We start from the raw sequence: 12,520 nt of genomic DNA, 5'->3' as shown, positions 1-12,520 counted from the left end.
TGAAAAACGTCAAACGTATTCTTTGATTTCGCAAGGGCTTCTGAATTATAGAAGATTCGACACGAAATCAGAAGGTGTTATTTTCTTCGATCATCTGTTTGACGACTTCTCGTCGATCCCCCGTTTCTTTCATAATCTCCAATTGTCGCTTGGCTCCAGAATTTTGGATCAAGTCATAGATCCCTTGTAACTCAGTTGTACACTCCAGCTGTTTTGAAGAATCGGAAAGAAGATCAACCAAATGGGTGGTCGAATCCAGTACGGAATAGAGCCGATAACTGTCGCTATTTACCAGGCTGGCGTCAATCCCATAGCGCGTGGCGCGCCATTTATTTTGCTGGACCATCATGGGGTGATGCTGTAGTTGATAAGCGCCTTCATCAATTTCATTGGAGATGGATTTGACGAGACATTGCACTAAAGCGGTCAGAGATAAAACCTGTTCCAGATTAGCGGGCATATCACAAACGCGAATTTCCACAGTACCGAAGTTATGATGCGGACGGATATCCCACCAGATTTCGCGAATCGTATTGATGAAACCAGTACTGATCAAGTGGTTGATCAGCCACGTATATTCACTCCAGTTACGCATGGCGGGAGGTAGTCCGGCTGTGGGTAAGCCTTCCATGATTTTGGAACGATTCGAATGCAGGCCCGTATCCCGATTTTCCCAGAAGGGAGAATTGGAAGAGAGCGAGAGCAGTAAAGGCAAGTGCCTCATCATACGGTCGCAGACCATGACGGCCTTATCGCCTGAATCGACTCCCACATGAATATGCAAACCAAAGGTGACCAGCCTGCGGGCCACATCCTGCATCAGGTCGACCAGCTCGTAGTAGCGTTCATTGACAGTAATTTCCTGATCCCGCCAGGAAGAAAAGGGATGCGTGGCAGCCCAAAACAGTTTGAGCCCCAGTTTGTCTGCGGCTTGAGTGACATCTTTTAGTTTTCCTGTCAGATCGTCACGGACATCCGAAACCGTACGGCAGATTCCCGTGTTGATTTCGAGGTAACTTTGCATTAGTTCCGGTTTGACAGATTGAGCTGTTTCTTCGGGAAGCTGCGCCAATAGCTCTGTAATTGAACTTGAAAGGGCAAATGTTTCCGCATCCACCATCTGGAGTTCGAGTTCTACTCCCAGAGTCGGGTAATCATTTCTTGCAAAAGAAATTGGTCCCATGTGATTAGCCACCTTTTTGAAGAATTTGTGGATTGAGTGAAAGCAGAAGTGCCGTCTGCAGCATGATGCGGCTGCCGATGGCTAGTACGCGTTCATCAATGTCGAAATAAGGAGAATGTAGAAACACCGCTTCCTGATCTGGTCGTGCACAGCCCAGCCGTAACATCGAACCAGGAGCCGAATCCAGATAAATCGAAAAATCTTCCCCCCCCATACTGGGCATGTCGATCTGGCCTACTTGCTGATGTCCCAGCACATCTTTTGCCGATTGTTCAAAAGCAGCGGTTATAATCGAATCATTGACGACTGCCGGCAGGGGGGATTTAAAGAGAACATCAATTCTTGTGCCGGTGCTGAGTGCAATCCCCTGAGCGATGTCTTCGATCGTCTTGTGTAAAACGGAACGAGCATGCTCATTGGTGGAACGCAAGGACCCTCTCAATTCTGCAGTTTCAGGAACGACATTCGGGGCCTGTCCAGCAGCGATTTGCCCAATCGTAAATACAGCTGGCGTGCGCGAATCGATGGATCGGGGGAGATTCTGATAGAGACTCGAGATGAGTTGAGCGGCTGTGGTAATTGGATCATCAACATGATGCGGTCGCGCTGCATGACCTCCCGTTCCGTGGATTTTAAATTGGACTTCATCGCAGAAAGCTGTCATGACACCATAGCGAATATTGGCAGCGCCCGCTTCAATTTCCGGGTCCATATGCAGGCCAATAATGGCATCGACGTCTTCCATGACCCCTTGTTTGACCAGCCAGCGTGCGCCTAAGCAAATTTCTTCAGCAGGCTGAAAAATAAACCGCAAGCGGAGTCCGAATCCCTTCCATTGGTTTTTGAAATATTCGGCGAGTCGATTGACTCCAAGTGCCACTCCTAAAGTGATCGCTGTATGGGCGTCATGTCCACAGAGATGCCCGATACCCGGGTTATGAGAGCAATAATCAACTTCTTTCTGATCTGTAATTCGTAAGGCATCAATGTCGGCACGAATGGCAATCAGAGGCGCATTGGGAGCAATTGTACCCAGAGTCAAGTCTGCGGTGACGCCTACGTCTTTGCGCATAATTTGAGGTTGCAGCCCAATTGCGTTTAATTTTTCCGAGATCAACTGGGATGTTCTTTTCTCTTCACCACTGACTTCGGGAAATTTGTGAAGTGTGCGTCGAATATCGACGAGTGTCGGTTCCAGTTCTTTCAGTTCTATTTCAAGCTGTTTGGAAAACGCTTGATAGAAGGCTCTGATTTCGGCTTGATCCAGAGAAAATGATGCCACTGACAGCTCCCAATGTGTGAGTCACGATCAATAGCGGCTATCATCGATAAGGTCTATTAATCTCAAACTGACTTTAAAATAAATTTGATTATGCTCTTATTTTAGTCATGTTGCGGTTATCATAAAGTCAGAATTGAAAAACTATGAAATTCTAAAAAAAATAATAAGTGGGTTAGTAGACTGAATTGCTTTGTAATGATTGACCGCTTTGAGCATAAGGAATTCGATAGATGAAAGATGTGAACCCAGATCGCCGCAATCTCCTCAAAGGAGCCGTAGCAACTTCATTGGCGTCGCTGGCGGGGACTGTTTCTTTGAACGCATCTCAGTCAGCAGGTGCTGATCCCGATTTGATCCATCGTGAAAACTTGAAAGCAGGGGCCTCGGATTGGCAACTCACACGGGTTCAGCTCGATAAACGGGGGGGATTCCGCTCATCTAAGATCGAAGGGTATTGTTCGAAGCAAAGCGTTGCTGCCGGGGACGAAATTGAGATTATGGTTTCGACACGTCCAGCCCAGGAATTCAAAATCGAAATTTTTCGTACCGGTTATTATGGTGGACGTGGCGCAAGATTGATGCAAAATTTGGGTCCCTTTCAAGGTAAACCTCAGCCTGTACCAAAACCGGGCAAAAAGAATTTACATGAGTGTCATTGGGACGCCGCTGTTTCTTTAACCATTCCTGACGACTGGCCAAGCGGTGTTTATCTGGGTCGGCTTTCAACACTTAAAGATAAAACAGGATATGGCTATTGGCAAAATTATGTCGTCTTTATTGTCAAAGATGATCGTCCTGCCGACATTCTCTTTCAATGTTCTGACAACACCTGGCAGGCTTATAACAAATGGCCAAGTAACTATTCTGTTTATACGCATCCCAAAGGAAATCAAGGTCCCTGGGCTGATGTCAGTTTTGATCGTCCCTATGCCAAGTACGCACAGATTTATGATAACCCGCAATCTCTCGGTTCGGGTGAGTGGCTCTGTTTTGAATTCCCGTTTGCCTACTGGCTGGAAAAGCACGGTTATGATGTGACCTACTGCTCGAATAGTGATATGGTCACCCCAGATCATGGCTTAAAGTGCAAGTCGTTTTTGTCAGTGGGGCACGATGAGTACTGGGACATTAAGCAGTACGAATCTGTCGTCAAGATGCGTGATTCCGGTGTGAACCTGCTCTTCTTTTCCGGTAACTCGGTATGTTGGGTAACGCCACTATTAGAGAGTACCGATGGACGGCCACAGCGGATTATGTTTCGCGGTGGTCCTTACGGCGGAAAGTATAAGTATGCCGAAGCACGTGAACGAGATAATGGACCGTTTCCCCATCGTGGCCCGGATGAAGGTTACTTAATGGGCTCCCGGAATGTGGATCCTGTGAACGGGGGCGGAGACTGGGTATGTGAATTACCCGACCATTGGATGTTTAAAAACACCGGGATGAAAAAAGGTGATTCCATTCCTGGCCTCATCGGTTGGGAATATCATGGCGATCCACCATCTGATATTCCAGGATTAGAAGTCGTCGCGCGAGGTACGGCTCTCCAGGGAGGCGTGAATCCACAGCAATGGACGGCCACGATCTACCCGGGACCCAAAGGGAACTTTGTGTTTAATGCTTCTACAATCTTCTGGTGTCAGGACCTTGCCAGTCCACCCGGTCATATGTTGCCCTGGTCGCACTGGTCCCGACCGCATGGCCCGGATGAACGCGTTCAACAGATCACTCATAATCTGATCCAGCGGGCTATTTCCTGAATTCGCAGTAAAAAAGCCAGCAACCAAATAATGATTGCCGGCTTTGTAATGTCATTCATCGAAGGATGGTTAAAACTCTCTCAAGACGTTTTATGTCTTTTTATCGCTTAGACCAGTATCGCTGTTGTTATCATCCGGTTCATCCTCCGCCAGCAGTTCAATAGCGGTAAGTGTTCTTTGCGTGCAGGCGTCCATGTGAAGTTTCAGCCCCATTAGGGCACCGGTCACCATGACATACACTGCGACTGCAGCTACCCCAATCAATACGGGCAGCGAAAAGGAAAACGCTGCCAGTGTGATATATCCAATCCAACACGTCCCTTCAATAAAGGCAAATCCAACGATTGCCTTTCGAAAATGACGTTCCGATTGTTCGACACTGTCTAGGGCTGATCGACGGATCCTGTCAAATTTTGATGAATTATTCATGTATTCACTCCCAAATCAGAATCTAGTTATGTTGATTTCATTCAGTACTGTGTTGGCCGTCTCGAAAACTCGGGCCTAGTTTTTCGCGCAGTGTTGAAAGACCGTACGAAAGACGAGATTTTGCTGTGCCAATCGAAATCTCGAGAATGTCGGCTACTTCCTGTAAGCTCATCTCGTGTAAGTAGTGCAGGTTCAAGACGGCACTACTTGCCGGCGAAACTTGATCCAACAATTTCATCAGAGCTTCTGCTATTTCTTGATCAGTTAATACAAAATGGGACATCTCTTCCACAGATTCTAATAAGTGTGGGTCTTGGGGCTGTTCAGGCTTGTGACGTTCCCGTCGAAGACTACGAAAAGTTTCCCGGCTTGCGATACGGTAGACCCACGGTCGGAACGCACGTGCATCTTTGATCCAGTAAATCTTTCGAACAACCAGTAGGAACACTTCTTGAAGAATGTCATCTGCCAAATGCTCATTGTTCACTAAATTGACGATGTAACGATAAATGGGCTCCTGAATCGCATTAAGCAACGAATCCAATGCATCAGTGTCTCCGGATTGTGCTCTCAATACCCATTGAGTCTCTTTCCGGCTGCTTTTCATATATTAAACCCCGAAGACATCTGTGGGCCTTTTCTCTTTTGTTTATCTTTTAAAGAGGCATTTTTTGTTCGTAGTGTTCGAAAAAGATATGCGAATATGTGAAAATTTTCTTTGATTTGGAGAATATTTCGCTTCGCGAAATGGGGGTACCGAAAAGCTTATAATCTTAGTCCACAAATACCATCGATGAACTCTGAATGAGAAGGTCTGACGGTTGGGATCGTTCTGTTATTGTATCAGCTTGAATCCTTATCACTCCAACACGCACCTTAATATGAATGCGAATCGAAATTCGGAATGCAAGAGGGTGCCTGCAATGATATTCATCCAGATAGCCGCATGGAGAATTGAGAGCGATGATGAGATTGCCCAGCAAGAATTTGAGAGTGAATGGCGACCCGCGTTGCGTGAATTTTTTTACACTCCCTATGTTAGGGATGTTCGATGTAGACGATTAATGTCGCAGACAAATTCTCGTTTTGAACAATAAATAGTTGGTAGATCGCCTCAATTTTGGATTTAAAAGGCCTATAATCAAATGATAATCGCCGACTTTGTGATGCCATTCATTGAGGGATGATTAAAATTCCTGAGTAGTATAACAAAAAATCCACCCTCAAAATAAATGTAGATGTTGATCACACTCCATTTAATATTGACCTGAAAAGCAAACCTTAATGGTTTATGATTTTGTTATAATACTTTCAAGAAGTGTGGATTCGATTCGGAGATACGCGAGTCGGTTAAGTGTTCAATAATGGCTGCAATGGCACCTTCCCGTTTGCTACCTTTGGCACGCTCAATGCGGCAGTCACGAAATGAAGATGTCAGTGCCGCTGTTTCCGTACGTTCAATGAGACGCTCGAAGAGCGAGGGATCAATATCGAACATACGGCTGTAAATAAAGAGCGTCTGAGGGTTAAAGAGATTAATTGTAGTGACAAGTGCAAAGGAGAGCTGTTGTGCGACCTGGTCTAATTCGGTAGCGACATTGAGTTCGTCTGCCCGAACGAGTTCGATGATCTCTTCAATGTCGAGTTGTCGACCGATGCGATTTGAGACGAGCCTGGCAAGTGCGGTGTCGCTGGCTATCGTTTCCAGGCAACCAACGCGTCCACAGCCGCACAAGATTCCGTCAGGAACCATCGGCAAATGACCGATTTCACCTGCAAACCCGCTTCTTCCTTTGAGCAAGCGGCCTTCAATCAACACGCCTAAACCAATACCTGTGCTGACATCGAGCATCGCGAAGTCGTCAATTCCTCGCGCCAGGCCAGAATTGCTTTCAGCAAGGCAGAGTGCATCGGTTTCCTGTAGCACAACACACGTTAGTCCCAGTCGTTCCGATAGATCCTTCCCAATGCATTGAGTGTTTGTAATCGGGACATTGGGTGAAAGAATGGAACGACCCTCTCGATAATCAAAGAGGCCAGGCAAACTGATACCAACCCCCAATGTTTTGACTCCATCGATCGATTTCAATGTCGTGATGCGATTGATTACCGTTTCCAATAACTCTTCGTAAGTACCAGGGATAGGAAATTCTTGATGCGATCCATCTCGAATCGTACCATCAAGGCCAGTCGTAACAATACGGCAGTGTGGAGAATCGACAACCAGCCCTACCACCTGTGCCGTTTTTTCTGCCAGACGAAGTCTTTTGGCCGGCCGACCACGCATATTCACCGGTGTATCAAATTCCTCAAGCATTCCTGACTTCAAGAGTGAAGAGACTGCTTTGGAAACTGTGGGAGCTGTGACTCCTGAAAGCCGCTTGACTTCAGCTCGAGAACTGGGGCCGTTATCGCGCAAGATGCGCAACACCATACGCTCATTCATCTGGCTGAGTATTTGTGGCTGAGAAGATACGAAAGTGGTCATAAAATTCCTTGAGAAAAAAACTACTACCGTTACCAATTGAAACAAATTTGGATAATCGATTTATTACTACTCAAAGAGGCTCACGATTTTCAACCGTGATGATAACAAACCGTTTCAGGCAAGAATATCATGAATAACCTTCCCTCCGACATCCGTCAAGCTTTCATCTCTCCCCTGATGAAAATAGGTCAGTCGTTCATGGTCTAGCCCCATAATTTGTAGAATTGTAGCGTGGAGATCATGAAGATGGACCTTATTTTCAGCAGCCTCAAAACCGAACTCATCTGTTTTGCCATAGGTTGTTCCAGGTTTGACTCCACCTCCGGCCAGCCACATACTGAACCCATAGGGATTATGATTTCGTCCCGGAGCGTCTTTCCCTTCACTGAATGGCATGCGGCCAAATTCTCCTCCCCAGACAATCAATGTGTCTTCTAACATCCCACGCTGTTCGAGGTCGGTCAAGAGTGCGGCGATCGGTTGATCAACTTCTGCTCCATGTCGACCGTGGTTCTTTTCGATGCTTTCATGTGCGTCCCAGGTTTCTTCGAGATGCCCTCCACCGGAATAGAGTTGAATGAATCGAACGCCTTTTTCCACGAGACGGCGTGCAATGAGACAATTGCGGCCATATTCGTCGGTTGGCTGCTTACCTATACCATACATCTTGAGGGTACTTTCGGTTTCCTGTGATAAGTCGACAGCGTCAGGTGTCGCCGTCTGCATGCGATAGGCGAGTTCGTAGCTATTGATCCGCGCTGCGAGTTCCTGTCCACCAGGTCTGGCGTCGAGATGACGTTGGTTGATTTGTGCCAGGAGGTCAAGCTGTTCGCGTTGGACAGCCTGGGTAATATGGCCGGGACCTTTCAAGTCGAGAATAGGATCACCCTGAGGTCGAAACAGCGTACCCGTATGAGTGGCGGGCATGAATCCACTCGACCAGTTTGGTTGCCCACTAATGGGACCACCTCGCTTGTCCAGAATCACGACATATCCGGGAAGACTTTCATTTTCTGTTCCCAGTCCATAAACACACCAGCTTCCCAGTGATGGTCTTCCAATGAGAGTTTTTCCAGTATTCATTGCAACAAGTGCTGACCCATGAGCATGGCTGTCAGTATGGCAGGAGTTGAGCACACAAAGTTTATCAGCATGCTTGCGGACATTGGGGAAATAGTCTGAGATCAGTAAACCACTTTCACCACCAGGCTGAAATTTCCTCCAGGCTGGCGTCAAGTATCCCACTTTTCGACCACCAGAATTAGTGAATTTTTTGTCTGCTGGGAGTTGCTTTCCGGCAAACTTTTGCAGCTCTGGCTTATAATCAAATGTATCGACTTGTGAGGGCGCACCGTTCATCATCAGAAAGATGCATGCTTTGGCCCGTGGCTTGAGTTGTGGTCTTTTCGCAGCGGCTGGATTTAATGTTCTTTGTGGGCTCTCAGCTAAGGCATATCGTTCGAAGAAGCCATCTTTGCTGAGTAAACTTGTCAGTGCAAGTCCTGCGAAACCGGCACCCATTTCCCAGACAAACTCACGTCGTGATCGGCGGCAGGGAAATAAAACATGATTCGGCATGGCAATTCTCAATCTACGTATAGAAATTCATTCGAGTTCAACAAGACATGACAGAGCGAAGCCAGTGCGAGGACTTTTGGTGTCAGCTGTGGTGTGACTTTGGGTTTTTGAAAAGGGATACCATGACGTCGGCAAATTTCAAATTCGACTAACATTCGCTCGACGTCCGAAAGGGCGCGGGAATAAACGCGAAGCTCTGCGATTCCACCATTCCAAAATTCACCGTTGATATTTCCCTGTTGTCCGATCACCCAGTCTGTCGAGAGATTTCGAGGAGCAAGAGAGTGTGCACGGGATGCTAACTGATGTCCGTTTTGATATACGGCTGACTTTTCCGCTCCGTTGATTGCAGTGATGAGAAACGGCTTCTTCCGGTTCTGGATTGTTCCTGCGTTTGGGAAGTAATCGCTGAATCGGACAGTCTGCTTTGCAGTCAGCCCCAGGAACAGAGATGTTCCTGCATTACCTGCTGCGCCATTCCAATTGGAGAGAATTTCCCGATGCCCGGGAGCCCCTTGATCGTTGACAACAGCGATGATGGTATGCTCCTGTTTTTTAAGCAATGCACCTTGTAAATGCAGAAAACGCCGTTTTCCGTCAAATAGAATGGCCGGATGTCTGTTGCCAAATCCTTCAAGATCCAAAAGTGGTTGGCTGTGAGTTGTTGTCTGCCAGGCGTGATGGTGATGCCCCGATTGATCCCGCCATTCGGAAACTCGACCAGATGAATCGGCGGTAATCCCTTCGTCTGCACGAAGGAGTAGAACCAGCGCTTTTTGCATCTTCTCTAATTGCGGAGCAAGTCCTTTGTTATTTTGAGATTGTGGATGGAGGTGATTTTTCTCAAATCGCTGACGTTGAATCGAAAGGTGCTGCATTGCTAAGCCTGTTTCATCGAGCGATGGCTCTCTCCCGTAAACTTTTCTCCACAATTGCCGAACTTGGATCCGGGGTTCGATATTCTCAGCCGAAATTTTCTGCGCCAGTGCCTCACTTCGAAGATGAGTGAATTGATTATTCAAAAGTGCCAACGATTGTGTGGGAACGGTTGTCACATCGCGTTTCCCACAAGGTTGTGTTGGGTTGCAAAAATCAAAAGTGGTCATCATCGGTGGAAGCAACCCGCGCTTAGCATACATATAAAGACTGCGTCTTTTTTGTTGTTCAGCCGGCGATGCTTGCCAGTCGGCTGACTTTTTTGAAAGTCCTTCAAGCGCTTCAGGGCTGATTGTGGGGTGAAAGCCGGGGCCTCCTAGTTGCAAATCAAGTTCACCCGTTGTTGCTAACATTGAATCTCGTAAGGCTTCCGCGTCAAGACGCCTTCGTTCTGCCCGCCACCAGAGACGGTTTCCCGCATCCTGATCTTGATACTCTGCGAATCTGGGATGCAAAGAGGATTGTCGCCAGGTTCTTGATGTCAGGATTAATTTATGCATTCGTTTTATGGTCCAGCCACCACTGGTGAATTCTGCGGACAGCCAATCCAGGAGGTCTGGGTGAGTAGGCGGATCTGCCAGAAAACCAAAGTTGTTTGGGGAGCGAACAATGCCTTCTCCAAAATGATGCAGCCACAACCGATTCACTAAGACTCTCGCAGTCAGCGGATGATTTGAGTTGGTAATCCAGTGTGCGAGTTGTAATCGTCGGTGAGTCGTTTTTGCTTCCTCTGGGGGAGTGGCGAAGGGGTGTTCCAGTTTTGGAATCATCGACAACGAAGCCGGTATTACTTCTTGTAGAGGATGTTCTCGTTCTCCATTTTTCAGTACATAAAGTGGTGGAGTTTCTGCATTCAGATCAGTCCATCCGAGAACATCTGAAAAACCCAGCTCATCTGTATTGGGGCCTCCCAGCAGCTTGCGGGCGCGCGGTGCAATGGGACCCGCCCAAAATGCGGAGGCCATTCGATAGTAATCTTCCTGAGTGATGGGATCAAATTTGTGTGCGTGACAGCGTGCGCATTTGACAGTCATACCAAGAAACGCCGACGAGGTAGTATGCACCAGATCTTCCAGCCGATCATATTGATAGTCGAGAGGATCGTTGGGTTCATCATTCCAGGTTCCCAAACGAAGGAAACCTGTTGCGATGACCGAACGTTTGCTGCGATTGGGAATTTCATCTCCTGCAAGTTGTTCAACGATAAACTGGTGGTAGGGCAAATCTGAATTGAATGCCTGTACGACCCAGTCACGGTATTTCCACGCGAACGGTTTTTCCTGATCACGTTCATAACCACTCGTATCTGCATAGCGGACGAGATCAAGCCAATAACGAGCCCAGCGTTCTCCGTATTGTGGAGAATCAAGTAATTTGTCGATGACCTTTTCCCAGGCTTGAGGTGAGCTATCATTTACAAAATGCTTGATCTGTGCATTCGTTGGTGGAAGACCAATCAAATTGTAGTACAAGCGTCTTATCAGAGTTCGTTTGTCCGCCAGGGGAGCCGGCGACATCTGTCTTTTTTCCAACCGTGCGAGAATGAAGGCATCAATAGGATTCGTTGGTTGCTGTTGTGATTTCAATCTTGGAATTTTAGGACGTTCAACCGGTTGTAGAGACCACCAGTCTCGCCCGGCGCGTATTTCTGTCGTTCGTTCGAACAAATCTAATGTTCGCCCTTGAGGCCAAGGCGCGCCTGATGCAATCCAGCTTTCGAGTAGTTTGATTTCCTCTGCCGGCAATTTTTGCGGACGTCCCTGTTTTTCGGGAGGCATTTCTCCATCATGAACTCTTTGGAGCAGGGAACTCGTTTCCGCTGTGTCAAAATCAACGACTGCCCCGGAGTCTCCCCCTTTGAGCAAACCTGACCGAGAGATGAGGGACAAGTTCCCGGAGGGATTGTGCCCCTGGTGACACTCGACACAACGTTTAATCAATAAGGGAGCAATCTTTGTTTCAAAATCAGGTGGTCCCTCAGCGGCTTTTGTTAGGGTAGCTGGGCATAAAACGAGCAGACTCATAAAGAGCAGCAGTGAAGCGAATCGCGAATGCATCGTGTGTACTTTCGGTTGATTCAAAAACACGGATTTTCTGTTGAATCTATTCAGTCTACACGACAATTTTATTTTGTCAACGCCGTTTACAAAACAAGGTTGATTTCTGATGACTACGTTGAATGGAAACCGTTTTCTTGTTTATCTTTTGCTTACTAGAAATCGAACGAATGTTCGACCAATGTGTTTATTATGAGGCCTGATGTCCCGTTGTTATCACTCCGTGTATTAGGATCTGAACAAACCGAGAGAGGTTGACGGGTAGAGGTGAACTGAGAAAAGCCGTTTTGTTTTTGTGAGGGACAGAAGGCGTTCTAGAAACAGAAAATTTTGTAGAGAGTACGTATCCTGAATGTCGCATCAGTGCGCTATATTGCTTTTTAGTATTTCTGTGATTGATTGGCTTATTGGTCAAGCTTCTGAATACGAGTGTTATGCCGACCTTCTTCGAAGGGAGTGCTCAGCCAGATGTCAATGATTTCGTAAACATCCTCAATGGAAATCATGCGCTCGCCTAACGAAATCATATTCGCATTATTATGCATGCGGGCTAAACGGGCAGATTTTTCATTCCAGCAGACGGCACAGCGAATTCCCTTGATTCGATTTGCGGCCATGGCTTCACCATTCCCCGAACCGCCCAGCACAATCCCTCGTTCGAACTTCCCTTCAGCAACGGCTTTTGCTGCTGGAAAGATAAAGTCTGGATAATCAACCGACTCTGTGGAATCAGTCCCCAGATCTTCAACTTGATATCCTTTTTTTGTGAGGCGATCGATGATGCGTCGTTTATACCGATATCCGGCA

Annotated in this window: 9 protein-coding genes (1 of these 9 running past the window's edge); 1 reads left to right on the top strand and 8 read right to left on the bottom strand. The window is 47.1% G+C overall.

The genetic code is table 11. The annotated features are described in order from the left end of the window. Window positions 1-67: 67 nt before the first annotated feature. Together V144x_RS24445 and V144x_RS24440 are read right to left on the bottom strand one after the other, a co-directional pair. Complete coding sequence (locus V144x_RS24445; RefSeq protein ID WP_144989170.1) at window positions 68-1,183, bottom strand: carboxylate-amine ligase; 1,116 nt, start codon at window positions 1,181-1,183, stop codon at window positions 68-70. 4 nt (window positions 1,184-1,187) lie between these two features. Then, window positions 1,188-2,465, bottom strand: coding sequence for a M20 metallopeptidase family protein (locus V144x_RS24440; protein WP_197998622.1), 1,278 nt, complete (start codon window positions 2,463-2,465; stop codon window positions 1,188-1,190). 230 nt (window positions 2,466-2,695) lie between these two features. On the opposite strand from V144x_RS24440, the gene V144x_RS24435 reads away from it, so the two are divergent. Beyond that, the gene (locus V144x_RS24435) at window positions 2,696-4,225 is read left to right on the top strand and encodes a N,N-dimethylformamidase beta subunit family domain-containing protein (RefSeq protein ID WP_144989165.1); all 1,530 of its coding nucleotides are present in this window, start codon (window positions 2,696-2,698) and stop codon (window positions 4,223-4,225) included. A gap of 90 nt (window positions 4,226-4,315) precedes the next feature. Here V144x_RS24435 and V144x_RS24430 read toward each other — a convergent pair whose 3' ends face one another. The 6 genes from V144x_RS24430 to rpiB all read right to left on the bottom strand — a co-directional run. Continuing rightward, the gene (locus tag V144x_RS24430) at window positions 4,316-4,654 is read right to left on the bottom strand and encodes a hypothetical protein (protein WP_144989163.1); all 339 of its coding nucleotides are present in this window, start codon (window positions 4,652-4,654) and stop codon (window positions 4,316-4,318) included. Window positions 4,655-4,691: 37 nt separating this feature from the next. Further along, a complete protein-coding gene (locus V144x_RS24425; protein ID WP_144989161.1) occupies window positions 4,692-5,261 on the bottom strand; it encodes an RNA polymerase sigma factor in 570 nt (189 codons plus the stop codon). Between the two features lie 693 nt (window positions 5,262-5,954). Continuing rightward, complete coding sequence (locus V144x_RS24420) at window positions 5,955-7,142, bottom strand: ROK family transcriptional regulator (RefSeq protein ID WP_144989159.1); 1,188 nt, start codon at window positions 7,140-7,142, stop codon at window positions 5,955-5,957. A 114-nt stretch (window positions 7,143-7,256) separates the two neighbouring features. After that, window positions 7,257-8,720 (bottom strand): DUF1501 domain-containing protein, encoded by a 1,464-nt coding sequence (locus V144x_RS24415; protein WP_144989157.1) that lies wholly within the window; start codon window positions 8,718-8,720, stop codon window positions 7,257-7,259. 8 nt (window positions 8,721-8,728) lie between these two features. Further along, window positions 8,729-11,713 carry a DUF1553 domain-containing protein gene (locus tag V144x_RS24410; protein WP_144989155.1) on the bottom strand — a complete coding sequence of 995 codons (2,985 nt, stop codon included), beginning with the start codon at window positions 11,711-11,713 and terminating at the stop codon, window positions 8,729-8,731. A 404-nt stretch (window positions 11,714-12,117) separates the two neighbouring features. Further along, window positions 12,118-12,520, bottom strand: partial view of a ribose 5-phosphate isomerase B gene (rpiB, locus tag V144x_RS24405; RefSeq protein ID WP_144989153.1) — the 3' portion only. 56 nt of this gene lie beyond the right edge of the window; only the last 403 of its 459 coding nucleotides appear in the window; its start codon lies beyond the right edge, outside the window; its stop codon occupies window positions 12,118-12,120.

It is taken from the genome of Gimesia aquarii (genome assembly GCF_007748195.1).
In the GTDB taxonomy this organism is placed as follows: Bacteria; Planctomycetota; Planctomycetia; order Planctomycetales; family Planctomycetaceae; genus Gimesia; species Gimesia aquarii.
Note: the sequence above shows the minus strand (reverse complement) of the source record. Positions and strands in the feature narration are given on the sequence as shown.